This window comes from Polaribacter vadi, assembly GCF_001761365.1.
Lineage (GTDB): Bacteria > Bacteroidota > Bacteroidia > Flavobacteriales > Flavobacteriaceae > Polaribacter > Polaribacter vadi.
Map to the genome: position 1 here is coordinate 1,158,649 of NZ_CP017477.1, position 17,771 is coordinate 1,176,419.

Consider the following 17,771-nt stretch of genomic DNA (forward strand, 5'->3'; position numbering starts at 1 on the left):
AAAATCCTAAACTTTAAAAGTTTAGGATTTTATATTTTTAAGCCTGTCCAGTAGGTCCAAAATTCATCGGAACTGGAGGTTGCTCGTAATCTTTTATTTCGCCATTTTGCTGTTCGAATTTTCGAACATTATCAGCCAAAGCTTTTGCCAATCTTTTTGCATGTTGTGGAGTTAATATAATTCTAGATTTTACTTTTGCCTTAGGAACTCCTGGCATAATATTTATAAAATCAACAATAAATTCTGATACAGAATGATTTATTATTGCCAAATTAGAATAGGTTCCTTCAGCAACTTCTTGATCTAACTCAATATTTAATTGTCCTTCTTTGTTTTTATTTTCTTCCATGATTGATGTTATCAAATTGTATAATTATTGAACTTTATAATTGTAAAAATACTAAAAATAAAAAAGTTGAATTGAATACTATAATTTAAATTACAGTAAACAATTCAACTTTTTAAAACTTAAAACGTTTACACGTTTTTATTTAGAAACTTTGTTCCATTTCATCTTTAGAACCTACAATAATATTTTCGTAAGATCTCATACCTGTACCTGCTGGAATTCTCTTACCAACAATTACATTTTCTTTCAAGCCTTCTAATGTATCTACTTTACCACTTACAGCAGCTTCGTTTAATACTTTGGTAGTTTCTTGGAAAGAAGCTGCAGAAATAAACGATTTTGTTTGTAAAGAAGCTCTTGTAATACCTTGTAAAACTTGTTCAGCAGTAGCTGGTTTTGCATCTCTAGCTTCAACTAAGTTTTGATCATTTCTTCTCAATAAAGAATTTTCATCTCTTAATTGACGAGCAGAAATAATTTGACCTTCTTTCAAGTTTTCAGAATCTCCAGCGTTTTCAACAACTTTCATTCCATAAATAGCGTCATTATCTTGTATAAAGTCAATTTTATGTACTAATTGATTTTCTAAAAATAAAGTATCTCCAGAATCAATAATTTTAACTTTACGCATCATTTGACGAACTACAACTTCAAAATGCTTGTCATTAATTTTTACACCTTGTAAACGATATACTTCTTGAATTTCGTTTACTAAATATTGCTGCACTGCAGATGGCCCTTTAATTCTTAAAATATCAGAAGGAGTTGTTGCTCCATCAGATAATGGCATACCTGCTTTAATAAAGTCATTTTCTTGAACTAAAATTTGGTTAGAAAGTTTTACTAAATACTTACTAATATCTCCTGTTTTAGATTCTACAATAATTTCTCTATTACCTCTTTTTATTTTTCCGAAAGAAACAACACCATCAATTTCTGAAACTACAGAAGGGTTAGAAGGATTACGTGCTTCGAATAATTCTGTTACACGTGGTAAACCTCCAGTAATATCACCTGCTTTACCAGATTTTCTTGGAATTTTAACTAACGTATGTCCAGATTCAACCATTTCTCCATCATCAACCATTAAGTGTGCACCAACTGGTAAACTGTAAGAACGTAAATCATTTCCGTCTTTATCTTCAATAATTAAAGAAGCAATGATTTTTTTGTTTTTAGAATCCGTCATTACTTTTTCTTGGAAACCTGTTTGTTCATCAATTTCAACAGAGTAGTTAATACCTTGCTGTAAATTATCAAACTTCACTTTACCTCCAAATTCAGAAACAATTACACCATTAAATGGATCCCATTGTACAATAACATCTCCTTTTTTGATGGTCTTTCTATCTTTATCAAAAATAATAGAACCATAAGGTAAGATATTTGTACTTTGAGTAATATCTGTTTTCTTATCAATAATTTTAATTTCAGCAGTTCTCGAAATTACGATATCTACTTCTTTACCCTCATTATCTTTACCAATAACGGTTTTTAAATCATCAATAACAACATTACCATCAAACTTAGCAATTAATTTGTTTTCTTCAGATATGTTTCCTGCAACTCCACCAACGTGGAATGTACGTAATGTTAACTGTGTACCTGGTTCTCCAATAGATTGTGCTGCAATTACACCAACTGCTTCACCAATTTGAACTTTGTTACGAGTTGATAAACTTAAACCATAACATTTTGCACAAATTCCTTTTAAAGACTCACAAGTTAAGGCAGATCTTACTTCAACAGAATCAATACCAGAAGCTTGTACAGCATCTGCTAATTTAGATGTTATAGGTTGATTTGCTTGTAAAAGAAGTTCATCTGTTAAAGGATGAAAAACATCTTGTAAAGAAATTCTTCCTTCAATTCTATCTGATAAAGATTCTACAATCTCATCATTTTTCTTTAAAGGTTCAACATCTAATCCTCTTAAAGTTCCACAATCTTCTTCGTTAATAATAACGTCTTGAGAAACATCTACTAATCTACGTGTTAAGTAACCAGCATCTGCCGTTTTTAAAGCGGTATCTGCTAAACCTTTACGAGCTCCGTGAGTAGAGATAAAGTATTCTAAAATTGATAAACCTTCCTTAAAGTTAGATAAAATCGGGTTTTCAATAATTTCTCCACCACCAGCAGTCGATTTTTTAGGCTTTGCCATTAATCCACGCATACCAGTTAACTGACGAATTTGTTCTTTAGAACCCCTTGCACCAGAATCAAGCATCATATAAACCGAGTTAAAACCTTGTTGGTCTTCACGTAAGTTTTTCATAGATAATTCAGTTAATCTGTTGTTGGTAGATCCCCAAACATCAATTACCTGATTATAACGCTCTTTTTGCGTTAACATACCCATGTTGTAGTTTCCTACAATAATATCAACTTCCTTGTTTGCTTCATCAATCATAGATTGCTTTTCAGCAGGAATAATAATATCTCCTAATGAGAATGATAAACCACCTTGGAAGGCGAATTTATATCCCATATTTTTTATTTCATCTAAAAATTCTCCTGTTGTAGGAATATCTGTTGCTTTTAAAATAGCACCAATAATACCACGTAAGTTCTTTTTAGTTAATACCTCATTAATATAACCAGCAGCAGCAGGAACTTTTTCATTAAATAATACTCTACCAACAGTAGTTTTTATTATTTTTCTTACTTGCTCACCATTTTCATCAACATCGTAAGTTCTTACATTAATACCAGCATTTAAATCTACCATTTCTTCGTTAAAAGCAATAGTAACTTCTTCTGGTGAATAAAAAGTTAATCCTTCTCCTTTAATTTTCACTTCTGGAGTAGAGATTCTTTCTTTAGTCATATAATATAGACCCAAAACCATATCCTGAGAAGGTACAGTTACTGGAGCACCATTTGCAGGATTTAAGATATTGTGTGAAGCCAACATTAAAATTTGTGCTTCTAAAATAGCTTCTGGTCCTAATGGTAAGTGAACAGCCATCTGATCTCCATCAAAATCGGCATTAAATGCAGAACACGCTAATGGGTGTAACTGAATTGCTTTACCTTCAATTAATTTTGGTTGGAATGCTTGAATACCAAGTCTGTGTAAAGTAGGAGCTCTGTTTAATAAAACAGGATGACCTTTAATTACATTTTCTAAAATATCCCAAACAACTGGTTCTTTTCTATCTATTATTTTCTTTGCAGATTTAACTGTTTTTACAATTCCTCTTTCAATTAATTTTCTAATTACAAAAGGCTTGTAAAGTTCAGCTGCCATATCTTTTGGCAATCCACATTCAGACAATTTCATTTCTGGTCCAACAACAATTACAGAACGTGCAGAATAATCAACACGTTTTCCTAATAAGTTTTGACGGAAACGACCTTGCTTACCTTTTAATGAATCTGATAAAGATTTTAAAGGTCTGTTAGATTCAGTTTTTACTGCTGATGATTTACGTGTGTTATCAAATAAAGAATCTACAGATTCTTGTAACATACGTTTCTCATTACGTAAAATAACTTCAGGAGCTTTTATTTCAACCAATCTTTTTAAACGATTGTTTCTAATAATAACTCTTCTGTATAAATCATTTAAATCTGACGTTGCAAAACGACCACCATCTAAAGGAACTAAAGGTCTTAATTCTGGTGGAATTACAGGCACAGCCTTCATAATCATCCATTCAGGATTATTTTCTCTGTTCTTTTGAGAATCTCTAAATGCTTCAACAACATTTAAACGTTTTAAAGCTTCAGTTTTACGTTGTTTAGACGTTTCTGTGTTTGCTTTGTGTCTTAATTCAAAAGATAAAGATTCTAAATCGATACGTGCTAATAAATCAATTAAACACTCTGCACCCATTTTAGCGATAAACTTGTTAGGGTCAGAATCGTCTAAATATTGATTATCTTGTGGAAGTTCATCTGCAATATCTAAATATTCTTCTTCAGTTAAGAAATCCATTTTTTGTAATGGTTCTCCTTCAGGACCTTTAGCAATACCTGGCTGAATTACTACGTATCTTTCGTAGTAAATAATCATATCTAACTTTTTAGATGGCAAACCTAAAAGGTAACCCATTTTGTTAGGTAATGATCTAAAGTACCAAATATGAGCAACAGGCACTACCAAATTGATATGCCCTACTCTATCTCTACGTACTTTCTTTTCTGTTACTTCTACACCACATCTATCACAAACGATACCTTTGTAGCGTATTCTTTTGTACTTTCCACAAGCACATTCGTAATCCTTTACAGGACCAAAAATACGCTCACAAAATAAACCATCTCTTTCTGGTTTGTGTGTACGATAATTTATAGTTTCTGGTTTTAAAACTTCACCTTTAGAAATTTCTAGAATTGCTTCTGGTGACGATAAACCAATAGAGATTTTATTAAACTTTTTTACAGTGTACTTTTCTTGTTTTCTTGCCATGTCTTTAAATAAGTATTCAGTATTCAATTGGCAGTATTCAGTATTCAGTATTCAGAAGCTGACTGCTTACTGAATACTGATTAACTGTTTACTAATATTATTCTTCTAATCTAACGTCTAAACCTAAACCTTTCAGTTCGTGCATTAATACGTTAAAAGATTCTGGTAAACCTGGTTCTGGCATTGCTTCACCTTTTACAATACTTTCGTATGTTTTAGCTCTACCCATAACATCATCAGACTTTACTGTTAAGATTTCTCTTAAGATACTTGATGCTCCATATGCTTCAAGCGCCCAAACTTCCATCTCTCCAAAACGCTGACCACCAAACTGTGCTTTACCACCTAAAGGTTGTTGTGTAATTAAAGAATATGGTCCAATAGAACGAGCGTGCATTTTATCTTCAATCATGTGTCCTAACTTAATCATATAAATGATACCAACTGTTGCTGGTTGATCGAAACGTTTTCCTGTTCCACCATCATATAAATAAGTATGTCCAAATCTTGGTACACCTGCTGTATCTGTAATTTCATTAATTTGATCTAAAGATGCTCCATCAAAAATTGGTGTTGCATATTTAGTTCCTAATTTTTGACCTGCCCAACCAAGAACAGTTTCATAAATCTGACCAATGTTCATACGAGATGGTACACCTAATGGATTTAAAACGATATCTACTGGAGTTCCATCTTCTAAGAAAGGCATATCTTCAGCTCTTACAATACGAGCTACAATACCTTTATTTCCATGACGTCCTGCCATTTTATCACCTACTTTTAACTTACGTTTTTTAGCGATGTAAATTTTAGCTAATTTTAAAATTCCAGCTGGTAATTCATCCCCAACAGAAATTGTAAATTTTTGACGTCTTAAAGAACCTTGTAAATCATTTACTTTAATTTTATAATTGTGAACTAATTCACCAACTAAAGTATTTAAATCTTTATCAGTTGTCCAAGAACCTGTTAAATGAATATAATCATCAACAGAATTTAACATTTTAAGCGTGTACTTTTTACCTTTTGGTAAAACTTCTTCTCCTAAATCATTAAAAACTCCTTGAGATGTTTTTCCGCTTATTAAAGTGAATAATTTATCAATTAATTCATCTTTTAAAGTTTCAAATTTAGAAACGAAAGATTGTTCTAAAGTTGCAACTGCCTCTTTATCTCTTAATCTCTTGTTCTTATCTTTAACAGCTCTTCTAAATAATTTTTTATCAATTACTACACCTCTTAAAGATGGAGAAGCTTTTAATGATGCATCTTTTACATCACCTGCTTTATCACCAAAAATAGCACGTAATAATTTTTCTTCTGGAGTTGGATCAGATTCTCCTTTTGGTGTAATTTTACCAATTAAGATATCACCAGGATTAACTTCTGCTCCAATTCTTATCATTCCATTTTCATCTAAATCTTTGGTAGCTTCTTCAGAAACGTTAGGAATATCATTAGTTAACTCTTCAGTTCCTAATTTTGTATCTCTAACATCTAAAGAATACTCATCGATATGAATAGATGTAAATATATCTTCACGAACAACTTTTTCAGAAATTACAATTGCATCCTCAAAATTATACCCTTTCCAAGGCATAAAGGCTACTTTCATGTTTCTTCCTAAAGCTAATTCTCCTTTTTGTGTTGCATAACCTTCACAAAGAACTTGACCTTCTTCAACTCTATCTCCTTTTTCTACAATCGGTTTTAAGTTGATAGAAGTACCTTGGTTTGTTTTTCTAAACTTGATTAAGTTATAAGAAACTTCATCAGAATCAAAACTTACCATTTTTTCTTCCTCAGTTCTATCGTACTTTATTGTTATTTGATTTGCATCTACATAAGTAACAACTCCTGCTCCTTCTGCGTTAATTAAGATTCTAGAATCTTTAGCAACTCTACGTTCTAAACCAGTTCCAACAATAGGAGATTCAGGACGTAATAAAGGAACTGCTTGACGCATCATGTTAGATCCCATCAAAGCACGGTTGGCATCATCATGTTCCAAAAATGGAATTAAAGATGCAGAGATAGATGCAATTTGGTTCGGTGCAACATCCATATAATTAATCTCATCTGGATTAACAACAGGAAAATCTCCCTCTTCTCTTGCAATAACTCTATCTAAAACGATAGTACCATCTTCTTCTAGTTCTAAATTAGATTGAGCAATTTTCATTCCTTCTTCCTCTTCAGCACTTAAGTAGATTGGTTCATCACCAGCAACAATTCCGTTATCAACTTTTCTATATGGAGTTTCAATAAATCCTAAGTTGTTTACTTTTGCAAATACGGAAAGTGATGAAATTAAACCAATGTTTGGTCCTTCTGGTGTTTCAATAGGACATAAACGTCCATAATGAGTATAGTGAACATCACGTACCTCAAAACCAGCTCTTTCTCTTGATAAACCACCAGGTCCAAGTGCAGATAATCTACGCTTATGTGTAATCTCTGCTAATGGATTTGTTTGATCCATAAATTGAGATAACTGATTAGTCCCAAAAAATGAGTTAATTACTGATGATAACGTTTTTGCGTTAATTAAATCAATAGGAGTAAAAACTTCGTTATCACGTACATTCATACGCTCACGAATTGTTCTAGCCATTCTAGCTAAACCAACACCAAACTGACCAGCTAACTGCTCTCCAACTGTTCTTACACGTCTGTTAGAAAGGTGATCGATATCATCTACTTCTGCTTTAGAGTTTATCAATTCAATTAGATATTTTATAATAGTAATAATATCTAACTTCGTTAATACCTTTTGATCTATAGGTTCATTTAATTGAAGTTTGGTGTTCATTCTAAAACGACCAACTTCACCTAAATTATATCTTTGCTCAGAAAAGAATAACTTATCTATAATACCTCTTGCAGTTTCTTCATCTGGCGGTTCTGCATTACGTAATTGTCTATAAATATGTTCTACAGCTTCTTTTTCTGAATTTGTAGGATCTTTCTGTAATGTATTATGTATAATAGCATAATCTGCCAAATCGTTATCTACTTTATGTAGTAAAACGGTTTTAGCACCTGCTTCTATTATTTCATCAATGTGTTCTTTTTCAAGAATTGTATCACGATCAAAAATTATTTCATTTCTTTCGATTGATACAACTTCTCCAGTATCTTCATCCACAAAATCTTCATGCCAAGTTTTTAAAACTCTAGCTGCTAATTTGCGTCCTAATACTTTCTTTAAACCAGCTTTAGAAACTTTAACTTCTTCAGCAAGATCAAAAATCTCTAAAATATCTTTATCTCTTTCAAAACCAATGGCTCTGAATAAAGTTGTTACTGGTAATTTTTTCTTTCTATCAATATAAGCATACATTACTTGATTGATATCGGTTGCAAATTCTATCCAAGAACCTTTAAAAGGAATTACTCTTGCTGAATATAATTTTGTACCATTTGCGTGGAAAGATTGTCCAAAAAATACACCTGGTGATCTGTGTAATTGTGAAACTACCACACGCTCTGCACCATTAATTACAAAGGTACCAGAGTTTGTCATATAAGGAATTGTACCAAGATAAACATCTTGTACAATAGTTTCGAAATCTTCGTGTTCTGGGTCTGTACAGTAAAGTTTTAGACGTGCTTTTAAAGGAACACTGTGTGTAAGACCTCTTTCAATACATTCTTGTATTGAATATCTTGGTGGATCTACAAAATAATCTAAAAATTCTAAAACGAATTGATTTCTTGTATCTGTAATAGGAAAGTTATCCATGAAGGTTTTGTACAAACCTTCTTCACCTCTTTCTTCTGCTTTTGTTTGAAGTTGGAAAAAATCTTGAAAAGATTTTACCTGAATATCCAAGAAATCTGGATACTCCTTAATCATTTTAGAAGTGGCGAAGTTGATTCTTTCAGTAGTGTTTTTCGTTGCCAAAAGAGAATATTTTTTTGATTAAAATCTGAATTAAAATAAAGAACGAATATATACACAAAATGGTTTAGGACTAAAAACATATGTTTTTAGTACCTAAACCTAAATTTGTTGTCCTAATTTCAATAAATGAAATCAGGATTAAAGCTTACTTAAGCTCTACTTCAGCTCCAGCTTCTTCTAAAGATTTTTTAAGACCTTCTGCCTCATCTTTAGATACACCTTCTTTTACTGCTGCAGGAGCGCTATCTACGATACCTTTTGCTTCTTTTAATCCTAAACCAGTTAATTCTTTAACTAATTTTACTACTGCAAGTTTAGAACCACCTGCTGCTGTTAAAATTACATCGAATTCAGTTTGCTCATCTGCTTCTTCTTCACCTCCTGCTGCTGGACCTGCTACTGCAACTGCTGCTGCTGCTGGCTCAATACCATATTCGTCTTTTAAGATAGTAGCTAATTCATTAACTTCTTTTACTGTTAAGTTAACTAATTGCTCTGCGAAATCTTTTAAATCTGCCATTTTAATTGTTTTTAAAAATTTTGTTTATTATAGTTTATTTGTGCGCTTGTTTATTTTTCAGATAAGGTTTTTAAAATACCTGAAAGTTTTTGACCACCTGATTGTAATGCTCCAAGAACATTCTTAGCTGGTGATTGTAATAATCCAATGATTTCTCCAATTAACTCTTCTCTTGATTTAATATCAACTAAAGCGTCTAACTGATCATCACCAATATAAACAGACTCTTCTGCAAAAGCTCCCTTTAATAATGGTTTTTTAGATTTTTTTCTAAATTCTTTGATTAATTTTGCTGGAGCATTAGCTGCTTCAGAAATCATCATAGAAGTATTACCTTTTAATACTGTTGGAAGTTCACCAAAATCTTTGTCTGATGCTTCCATTGCTTTCGCAAGTAATGTATTTTTAACAACTGATAACTGAATACCTGCTTTAAAACATGCTCTACGTAAATTAGAAGTAGTCTGTGCATTTAATCCAGAAATATCTGCTAAATATAACGTATTAGTATCTGCTAATACTCCTGTTAAATCTTGTATTACTTGTGATTTCTCTTCTCTAGTCATAATTATAAGTTTTAACGTATTAAACAGTTTTTACTTCAACAGCGATACTAGGACTCATTGTACTAGACATAAAAACGCTTTTTACATATACGCCTTTAGCAGTTGTAGGTTTCAATTTAATAATAGTTTGTATTAGCTCGTTTGCATTCTCTTGAAGTTTTACAGCATCAAAAGATACCTTTCCAATTGATGCATGTACTATACCAGTTTTATCAACTTTAAAATCGATTTTACCAGCTTTTACATCTTGTACAGCTTTAGCAACATCCATAGTTACAGTACCTGTTTTTGGGTTAGGCATTAAACCTCTAGGACCTAAGATTCTACCTAAAGGACCTAATTTACCCATAACTGCAGGCATAGTAATAATTACATCTACATCTGTCCAACCTCCTTTAATTTTCTGAAGGTACTCATCTAATCCCACGTAATCTGCACCTGCTTCTTTAGCTTCTGCTTCTTTATCTGGAGTTACTAATGCTAAAACTTTTACATCTTTTCCTGTTCCATGAGGTAATGTTACTACACCACGAACCATTTGATTAGCTTTACGAGGATCAACTCCTAAACGTATTGCTAAATCTACTGATGCATCAAACTTTACATTAGTAATGTCTTTGACTAACGCTGAAGCTGCTGCTAAATCATACGATTGAGAACGATCTAATTTCGCGTGAGCTTCTTTTTGCTTTTTTGTTAATTTTGCCATTTTACTACTTTTTATAAAGCTTATGCTGGTGCATTTCCTTTAACTGTTAAACCCATAGAACGTGCTGTACCTGCAATCATACGCATTGCTGAAGAAATTTCAAAGGCATTTAAATCTACCATTTTATCTTCTGCAATTACTTTAATCTGATCCCAAGTAACTGATGCTACTTTTTTCCTGTTTGGTTCTCCTGAACCCTTTTTAATTTTGGCCGCTTCTAGTAACTGAACTGCTGCAGGAGGAGTTTTTACGACAAAATCAAACGATTTGTCTTTGAAAACAGTAATAACAACAGGTAAAACTTTACCTTGCTTGTCTTGCGTTCTTGCATTAAACTGTTTACAGAACTCCATAATGTTAACACCAGCAGCACCTAAAGCGGGTCCAACCGGCGGCGATGGATTCGCTGCGCCTCCCCTTACTTGTAACTTAACTACTTTACTAACTTCTTTTGCCATTTTAAAAATGTTTAATGATTTATTTTAACTTTGGAAGCATCAAAATAAATCGATCTATATATTTGTGTAACAATTATACCTTTTCTACTTGCATGTAGCTTAATTCTAATGGAGTTTTTCTTCCAAAAATCTTTACCATTACTTCAAGCTTGCGTTTTTCTTCATTTATTTTTTCAATAGTACCATCAAATCCATTGAATGGTCCATCTACAACTTTTACGGTTTCTCCAATATTAAACGGAATAGCCATATTTTCATCTTGAACAGAAAGTTCATCAACTTTACCAAGCATTCTGTTAACTTCAGATTTACGCATTGGAACAGGATCTCCACCTTTAACTTCACCTAAGAAACCAATAACTCCTGTTATAGCTCTAATTACGTGAGGAACTTCACCTGAAAGATTTGCTTCAACCATAATATAGCCTGGAAAAAAAGCTCTCTCTCTGTTAACTTTTTTACCATTACGTATTTGTATAACTTTTTCAGTTGGAACAATTACCTGGTTAACATAATCAGATAAACCTACTCTAGAAATTTCAGTTTCTATATAAGCTTTCACTTTATTTTCTTGTCCTCCAATGGCTCTAACAACATACCATTTCATTACTGAATCAGCTGCCATTATGAATTAGGTTTAAACATTTCGAAAAAACTATCTAATCCTGTTTGAAAAACATAATCTATACCAGCTACTGCCAATGCAAACAATATTGTAAAAACAGCTACAGTTACTGTTGTCTTTTGTGCATCCTCTTTTGAAATCCAAGTCATGTGATTACTTAACTCATCAAAAGAATCTTTGATATATTGTATAAAATTCATATTATATTTATGTTTTTATTGCACGGGCGGAGAGATTCGAACTCCCGACAGCTGGTTTTGGAGACCAGTGCTCTACCGCTGAACTACGCCCGTATATTTATTCATTGATAAAGGTATTCCGTTAAAAACGGAATACCTTTTATATTTATCAATTAACAAATAATTAATATTAATCTAATAATTCAGTTACTTGACCTGCTCCTACAGTTCTACCACCTTCACGGATAGCAAATCTTAAACCTACATTTAAAGCAATAGGCTGAATTAAGTCTACAGTAATTGTTAAGTTATCTCCTGGCATTACCATTTCAACTCCTTCAGGTAAATTAATTGTACCTGTAACATCTGTAGTTCTAACATAGAACTGTGGACGATAATTGTTATGGAATGGAGTGTGACGTCCACCTTCTTCTTTTTTCAAGACATAAACCTCTGCCTTAAATTTAGCGTGTGGAGTTACAGAACCTGGCTTACAGATTACCATTCCTCTTTTAATATCTTCTTTTGCAATACCTCTTAATAAAATACCAGCATTATCTCCAGCTTCTCCTCTATTTAAAATCTGACGAAACATTTCAATACCAGTAATAGTAGAAGTCATTTTTTCAGCCCCCATACCAATAATATCAACAACATCTCCAGTATTTGCAATTCCAGTTTCGATACGTCCAGTTGCTACTGTACCACGACCTGTAATAGAAAATACATCTTCAACAGGCATTAAAAACGGCTTATCAATTTCTCTCAAAGGCTCTTCAATCCAAGCATCAACTTGCTCCATTAACTCTAAAACAGTATCAACCCATTTTTGCTCTCCATTCAACGCCCCTAAAGCAGAACCAGAAACAACAGGTCCATTATCACCATCGTACTCATAGAAAGACAACAATTCTCTAACCTCCATATCAACCAACTCTAAAAGCTCCTCATCATCAACCATGTCTACTTTATTCAAGAAAACAACCATACGAGGAATACCTACCTGACGACCTAACAAAATATGCTCTCTAGTTTGAGGCATTGGACCATCTGTAGCAGCAACTACCAAAATAGCTCCATCCATTTGTGCAGCACCTGTAACCATGTTCTTAACATAATCCGCGTGACCAGGACAATCTACGTGAGCGTAGTGACGATTCGCTGTTTGATATTCAACATGCGAAGTATTAATAGTAATACCTCTCTCCTTTTCTTCTGGTGCATTATCAATCTGATCAAAAGACCTAGCTTCAGAGAATCCTGCATCAGCTAATACTTTAGTAATAGCCGCAGTTAAAGTTGTTTTACCGTGATCTACGTGTCCGATAGTACCAATGTTTAAGTGTGGTTTCGAACGGTCAAAAGTTCCTTTTGCCATAATTATTGATTTTAATTTTTATTTTTAAATATATAGTGTCTAATAATACTTATTAAATGAGCCAGCGATGGGATTTGAACCCACGACCTCATCCCTACCAAGGATGCGCTCTACCAACTGAGCTACACCGGCTTTGTTGATTTAATTTGAGCGAAAGACCGGGTTCGAACCGGCGACATTCAGCTTGGAAGGCTGACGCTCTACCAACTGAGCTACTTTCGCAAAATGTAAATTTGTGGGGAGAGCAGGATTCGAACCTGCGAAGACGTAGTCAACGGAGTTACAGTCCGTCCTCGTTGGCCGCTTGAGTATCTCCCCTATAAATTTACTATTTCAATGAACTATTTTTCTTTTTTATTGAGCCGATGGAGGGACTCGAACCCACGACCTGCTGATTACAAATCAGCTGCTCTAGCCAGCTGAGCTACATCGGCTTTTTATAAAAAAAACAATCCGCTATTTCTAACGGATTGCAAATGTATAAAGTTTTTTTATATTTAAAAACTATTTGTAATATTTTTTTTATTTTTTTTTACTTTTTATGAAATCATAGAATCTCGAAGCTTTTCTTTTGATCTTTTTAACTGTCTTTTTAAATTATCTACTGCTGTATTTACACCTTCTTCAAAGGTTTTTGTTTCTCTTTTTACAATTAATTCATTTCCTGGGATATTTATTTTTATTTCTGTAATTTTATTTTCTTTATCACTAGTATTTTGAACTTTTAAAAAAACCTCTGCATCTACAATTTTATCATGAAATTTTACTAATGTACCAACTTTCTTTTCTACAAAGTTAATTAACTCTTTATCTGCGTTGAAATTAACTGATTGTGTGAATACTTTCATAAATTATTCTTTTTTAATGCTCCTAGGGTGAGCTTGGTTATATACTTTTTTTAAAGCATCAAGACTATTGTGAGTATAGACTTGTGTTGAGGCTAAACTAGAATGCCCTAGCAATTCTTTAACCGAGTTTAAATTTGCCCCTTCATTTAATAGATGTGTTGCGAAAGAATGTCTCAAAATATGAGGACTCTTTTTAACCTTTGAAGAGACTTGACTAAAATATGAATTTATAATTCTGTATACAAGCGTTTCATAAATTTTATTTCCATTTTCCGTAATGAAAAGTTCTTCTAAGTTTTGGGTGTATTTTTTTTTAATTTCTAAATAACTCTTTAAAGTTACTGAAACTGATTTTAATAAAGGAACAAAACGTTCTTTATTTCTTTTCCCCAATACTTTAATTGTTCCATTCGAAAAGCTTATATTGTTTTCTTTTATATTGATAAGCTCTGTTCTTCTTATTCCTGTAGAATAAAATAGTTCTACAATTAGTTTATTTCTAATAGAGGTAAAACTACTCTCTTGGCCAATATTTTCGATAACAGAATTAATTTCTTTTGCTGTAAAAGGAATTTGTACTTTTTTAGCAATTTTTAATGCTTTGTGTTTGCTAAGTGGATTTATAACTATCTGCTCGCTTATTTGCAGGTATTTATAAAAAGACTTTAAAGAACTTACTTTTCTATTAATTGTTCTGTTAGAAATATCTGCATCTACTAAAGAAACAATCCAATTTCTTATTTGAGGGTAATGAACTTCTAATAAGTTATCTTGATTATATTCTAAAAGTAAAAAATCACGAAAAGAGATTAAATCGTTTTTATATGCTGTAATTGTGTTTACAGAATATTTTTTTTCAAGTGAAATGTACTCTAAAAATGAATTTATCAATTTTTTAGTTTTTGATTAAAGTAAATTTACAAAAAATAGCTCATAAAAAAACTCGCATCAAATTATTTGATGCGAGTTTAATTTTCTAAAATAAGATAATACTATCCTACTTCTTCTTGTGTTCTTAGTCTTTGAACGTAAGAGGCTTTTATTCTTTGAGCTCTTTTCGCTACAGATGGCTTTGTAAAGTTCTTTCTGTTACGTAAGTTCTTCATTGTTTTCGTTCTGTCAAACTTTCGTTTGTAACGTTTTAAAGCTCTATCTATATTTTCTCCTTCTTTAATAGGTATAATTAACATATGTTGGCACCTCCCTTCATCGTATCTTTTATATTTTAATGCAGATGTACTGCTGATTATCTTTTTTTGAGTTTGCAAATGTAGTTATTAATTGCGAATTACAAATTTTTAATTAAATTATTTTTGATGACGAATTTTGCGTTAGGGATTGAAACGACATCCTTTTTTGTTTTTCACAAAAAAGATATAGTGAAAAGCCCGACCTTTTTAGGAAACGCCCGAAAATTCACTTAATTTTTGAGAATGTATATTATTTTTTAGAATACTGCAAAATCAAATCTATAAAAGGCTTAATTTCTCTTGGAGGGATAGTGTGATCAAATCCTTTTGTTTGAAATTTTTTATCGTTTTTCGTAATAAATAAATTTCCAAATGGTCTTTTATCAAAATCACGTTCATTCGTTTCTCCAATTAATTTTTCGAAAGTTGTTAAATCTATCTCGTTAAATAATTTAGATAATACGTTCCACTCATTTTTGCTTAAATGGACTTCTTTAGGTTTATCATTTCGAGCGTTGATAACATAGAAATTTTTATCTTCAATTTTTATCGAATAATAATAACCTCTTGTTTCTGCAACATATTGAATTTCTACTTCTTCAATATTTATTTGGTTAGAACATCCTTTTGCGAAAAATAGCGTAGAGAGTATGATTAAGAATATTTTCATGAGAGTATTTTTTTTAATTGTATAGTAAATTTACTATATCTAAAGTTTTAAAACGATAATTAAATGAAAAAAGGCTACTTTTACATAGTAGCCTTAATTAATAATAGTTAATAGTAATTTATTTTTTTATAATTTTCTTCGTCGTAATTTTATTTTCTGATTTAACTTTAATAAAATAAATAGCTGGAGATAAATTACTTATATCTAAACTAACCTTATTTTCATCATACTTTTGATTAAATACAGTTTGTCCTGCAATGTTAACAACAGTTACTTCTGAAATAATTTTATCATAATTTATATTTACAATACCTAAACTAGGATTTGGTGATATAACAAATTCAGAAACAAAATTCTTAACGCCCAATGTAGTAGCTCTTAAAATAACTATATAATCTTCAGCTTCCCCATATTCTAAAGATCCACAAGGTGTTGTACTATTTGCTAGCCTGTCTCCAATTACTCTCATTCTTAAAGGAATATCCAATATTACATTAGCAGAAGGAATTGTAAAAGAAAATTCCCCATCACTTGTTGACCTTATAGATTGATCTGTTACAATTAACTCCTCAGAAGAAAAAAGACCGTCATTATTATAATCAATCCAAGCAGAATAGATTCCAGGATTTGGCCCCCCGTTTTGTAATTTAATAGTTTGAGGGTTATTTGCAACTACCAATTCTGTAGAATAAGCATTTGTTAGACAGCCATTTGTTGTATAGTCATAATACGCTTTGTTTGAATTACTACTATTACTTGCATCACTGTTATTTTTAATACTACCTATTTCAACTAAAGTCATTCCAAATTGAAAATTTCCAATATTAGCACCTAAACTTGGTGGGACACAAGTAGTTTCTACAACAGATGCAGGAGTGTTTCCTGTTGGTGAAATTCCCCCTAAAGACTTTGTTAAGTTTTCTCTAGAAGCTAAAAACATTGCTAATGCTCTATCTTTTTGACCTGGTGTAAAAAGCCTACTAGAACTTGTATAATTCATAACATTAAATTGCACATTGTTCCAACCAGCATTATCACAACCATTCACATCCTCATTTGTTGGTAAAGGATTAGTATTTAATAAACTTATGGTTGAAGGTGTATCACAAACTAGATCGTTATCAACTGAGCAACCTTCTGGACTGACTGTTGGACAAGAACTCGTTGAACCAGTTCTAAAAGGATGATGTAAACCCATAGCATGACCAAATTCATGAGGTAAAGTTGTTGGATCATTTTTATCTACAACTACAGAAGACTTCATAAAAGTACCATAGAAACTATCTGGAGTTGTTGGAAAATAAGCATAACCTTGCAAACCTCCTGTTTGTGTAATTGGAGTAGAGTCAAAAGTATTTACTACATATATATTATAATACATTTGAGGATCCCAACGTGATAAAGCTCTTAATTGCCCTTCAGAAACACCATCTTCATTATCTGAATTTAATCCTTTCTCTGAATATTTAGCATAAGTACTTGTAACATTTATTTGGTTAATTCCATTAGTTGCTTCACAACTAGGATTTCTTTTAGCCAAAACTAATCTAAAAGGTATAACTGTTCCTCCATTAGCTTCTGTGAGCCACTCACCTCCAAAAGTAGTATCGTAAAATTTATTACAATTTTCTATCCAAGTAATAATTTCTTCTTCAGTTCTTAATGGAGTTGTTCCATCATTCATTAAATGAACAACAACAGGTATCTCATAAATTGTATTAGAATCAGCATTTTTTTTACTTAAAAACTCTTGGATACCTGTTTTAAGTAAATTCAGTTCAACTTTGTCATGCGCTAATTTAGCTTTTGGATTTAACTCATAAAATTCCTCTTGATGTTTTGTGAATCCACATTTTTCTTGAGAATATAATAATGATGCTTGCAATAAAATTAATACAAATAGAACTTTAAATTTCATAGTAATTATTTTTAATAAATTTATTTAAATGTATGAA

The 17,771-nt window shown here is 31.9% G+C and carries 15 protein-coding genes and 5 tRNA genes; all 20 read right to left on the reverse strand.

Annotation, left to right across the window (positions count from 1 at the left end):
* Window positions 1-37: 37 nt before the first annotated feature.
* The gene (locus tag LPB03_RS05125) at window positions 38-349 is read right to left on the reverse strand and encodes a DUF3467 domain-containing protein (RefSeq protein ID WP_065318954.1); all 312 of its coding nucleotides are present in this window, start codon (window positions 347-349) and stop codon (window positions 38-40) included.
* 142 nt (window positions 350-491) lie between these two features.
* On the reverse strand, window positions 492-4,766 hold the full coding sequence (gene rpoC, locus LPB03_RS05130; RefSeq protein ID WP_065318953.1) for a DNA-directed RNA polymerase subunit beta': 4,275 nt from the start codon (window positions 4,764-4,766) through the stop codon (window positions 492-494).
* A gap of 97 nt (window positions 4,767-4,863) precedes the next feature.
* Entirely contained in the window at window positions 4,864-8,673 is a 3,810-nt protein-coding gene (gene rpoB / locus LPB03_RS05135; RefSeq protein ID WP_083187094.1) for a DNA-directed RNA polymerase subunit beta, read from the reverse strand.
* A gap of 145 nt (window positions 8,674-8,818) precedes the next feature.
* The gene (rplL, locus tag LPB03_RS05140) at window positions 8,819-9,193 is read right to left on the reverse strand and encodes a 50S ribosomal protein L7/L12 (protein ID WP_026777234.1); all 375 of its coding nucleotides are present in this window, start codon (window positions 9,191-9,193) and stop codon (window positions 8,819-8,821) included.
* Between the two features lie 50 nt (window positions 9,194-9,243).
* Window positions 9,244-9,759: a 50S ribosomal protein L10 gene (rplJ, locus tag LPB03_RS05145; RefSeq protein ID WP_065318952.1), complete on the reverse strand. Its 516-nt coding sequence runs from the start codon at window positions 9,757-9,759 to the stop codon at window positions 9,244-9,246.
* Window positions 9,760-9,778: 19 nt separating this feature from the next.
* Entirely contained in the window at window positions 9,779-10,468 is a 690-nt protein-coding gene (gene rplA, locus LPB03_RS05150) for a 50S ribosomal protein L1 (protein ID WP_065318951.1), read from the reverse strand.
* Between the two features lie 20 nt (window positions 10,469-10,488).
* The gene (rplK, locus tag LPB03_RS05155; protein WP_065318950.1) at window positions 10,489-10,926 is read right to left on the reverse strand and encodes a 50S ribosomal protein L11; all 438 of its coding nucleotides are present in this window, start codon (window positions 10,924-10,926) and stop codon (window positions 10,489-10,491) included.
* 73 nt (window positions 10,927-10,999) lie between these two features.
* Complete coding sequence (nusG, locus tag LPB03_RS05160; RefSeq protein WP_065318949.1) at window positions 11,000-11,551, reverse strand: transcription termination/antitermination protein NusG; 552 nt, start codon at window positions 11,549-11,551, stop codon at window positions 11,000-11,002.
* Window positions 11,551-11,751: a preprotein translocase subunit SecE gene (gene secE / locus LPB03_RS05165; RefSeq protein ID WP_065318948.1), complete on the reverse strand. Its 201-nt coding sequence runs from the start codon at window positions 11,749-11,751 to the stop codon at window positions 11,551-11,553. Before secE ends, nusG begins: the two co-directional genes overlap by 1 nt.
* Before the next feature lie 21 nt (window positions 11,752-11,772).
* Window positions 11,773-11,844 (reverse strand) — tRNA-Trp (locus LPB03_RS05170).
* Window positions 11,845-11,920: 76 nt separating this feature from the next.
* Window positions 11,921-13,108 (reverse strand): elongation factor Tu, encoded by a 1,188-nt coding sequence (gene tuf / locus LPB03_RS05175; RefSeq protein ID WP_065318947.1) that lies wholly within the window; start codon window positions 13,106-13,108, stop codon window positions 11,921-11,923.
* 59 nt (window positions 13,109-13,167) lie between these two features.
* A tRNA-Thr gene (locus LPB03_RS05180) sits at window positions 13,168-13,240 on the reverse strand.
* Between the two features lie 17 nt (window positions 13,241-13,257).
* Window positions 13,258-13,330, reverse strand: a tRNA-Gly gene (locus tag LPB03_RS05185).
* A gap of 14 nt (window positions 13,331-13,344) precedes the next feature.
* Window positions 13,345-13,426: transfer RNA gene (locus LPB03_RS05190), tRNA-Tyr, on the reverse strand.
* Between the two features lie 42 nt (window positions 13,427-13,468).
* A tRNA-Thr gene (locus LPB03_RS05195) sits at window positions 13,469-13,542 on the reverse strand.
* A gap of 105 nt (window positions 13,543-13,647) precedes the next feature.
* Window positions 13,648-13,956, reverse strand: coding sequence for a ribosome hibernation-promoting factor, HPF/YfiA family (gene hpf, locus LPB03_RS05200; protein ID WP_065318946.1), 309 nt, complete (start codon window positions 13,954-13,956; stop codon window positions 13,648-13,650).
* Window positions 13,957-13,959: 3 nt separating this feature from the next.
* Window positions 13,960-14,847: a tyrosine-type recombinase/integrase gene (locus LPB03_RS05205; RefSeq protein ID WP_065318945.1), complete on the reverse strand. Its 888-nt coding sequence runs from the start codon at window positions 14,845-14,847 to the stop codon at window positions 13,960-13,962.
* 101 nt (window positions 14,848-14,948) lie between these two features.
* Complete coding sequence (gene rpsU, locus LPB03_RS05210) at window positions 14,949-15,146, reverse strand: 30S ribosomal protein S21 (RefSeq protein ID WP_026777225.1); 198 nt, start codon at window positions 15,144-15,146, stop codon at window positions 14,949-14,951.
* 250 nt (window positions 15,147-15,396) lie between these two features.
* Window positions 15,397-15,816: a hypothetical protein gene (locus LPB03_RS05215; RefSeq protein ID WP_065318944.1), complete on the reverse strand. Its 420-nt coding sequence runs from the start codon at window positions 15,814-15,816 to the stop codon at window positions 15,397-15,399.
* Between the two features lie 118 nt (window positions 15,817-15,934).
* Window positions 15,935-17,734, reverse strand: coding sequence for a zinc-dependent metalloprotease (locus tag LPB03_RS05220; RefSeq protein WP_065318943.1), 1,800 nt, complete (start codon window positions 17,732-17,734; stop codon window positions 15,935-15,937).
* Window positions 17,735-17,771 lie beyond the last annotated feature (37 nt).

Excerpts from the sequence above, each read along its gene's own strand:
- LPB03_RS05125 (WP_065318954.1), bottom strand. The coding sequence starts at position 349 with ATGGAAGAAAATAAAAACAAAGAAGGACAATTAAATATTGAGTTAGAT.
- rpoC (WP_065318953.1), bottom strand. The coding sequence starts at position 4,766 with ATGGCAAGAAAACAAGAAAAGTACACTGTAAAAAAGTTTAATAAAATC.
- rplL (WP_026777234.1), bottom strand. The coding sequence starts at position 9,193 with ATGGCAGATTTAAAAGATTTCGCAGAGCAATTAGTTAACTTAACAGTA.
- rplJ (WP_065318952.1), bottom strand. The coding sequence starts at position 9,759 with ATGACTAGAGAAGAGAAATCACAAGTAATACAAGATTTAACAGGAGTA.
- rplA (WP_065318951.1), bottom strand. The coding sequence starts at position 10,468 with ATGGCAAAATTAACAAAAAAGCAAAAAGAAGCTCACGCGAAATTAGAT.
- rplK (WP_065318950.1), bottom strand. The coding sequence starts at position 10,926 with ATGGCAAAAGAAGTTAGTAAAGTAGTTAAGTTACAAGTAAGGGGAGGC.
- nusG (WP_065318949.1), bottom strand. The coding sequence starts at position 11,551 with ATGGCAGCTGATTCAGTAATGAAATGGTATGTTGTTAGAGCCATTGGA.
- secE (WP_065318948.1), bottom strand. The coding sequence starts at position 11,751 with ATGAATTTTATACAATATATCAAAGATTCTTTTGATGAGTTAAGTAAT.
- tuf (WP_065318947.1), bottom strand. The coding sequence starts at position 13,108 with ATGGCAAAAGGAACTTTTGACCGTTCGAAACCACACTTAAACATTGGT.
- hpf (WP_065318946.1), bottom strand. The coding sequence starts at position 13,956 with ATGAAAGTATTCACACAATCAGTTAATTTCAACGCAGATAAAGAGTTA.
- rpsU (WP_026777225.1), bottom strand. The coding sequence starts at position 15,146 with ATGTTAATTATACCTATTAAAGAAGGAGAAAATATAGATAGAGCTTTA.
- LPB03_RS05215 (WP_065318944.1), bottom strand. The coding sequence starts at position 15,816 with ATGAAAATATTCTTAATCATACTCTCTACGCTATTTTTCGCAAAAGGA.
- LPB03_RS05220 (WP_065318943.1), bottom strand. The coding sequence starts at position 17,734 with ATGAAATTTAAAGTTCTATTTGTATTAATTTTATTGCAAGCATCATTA.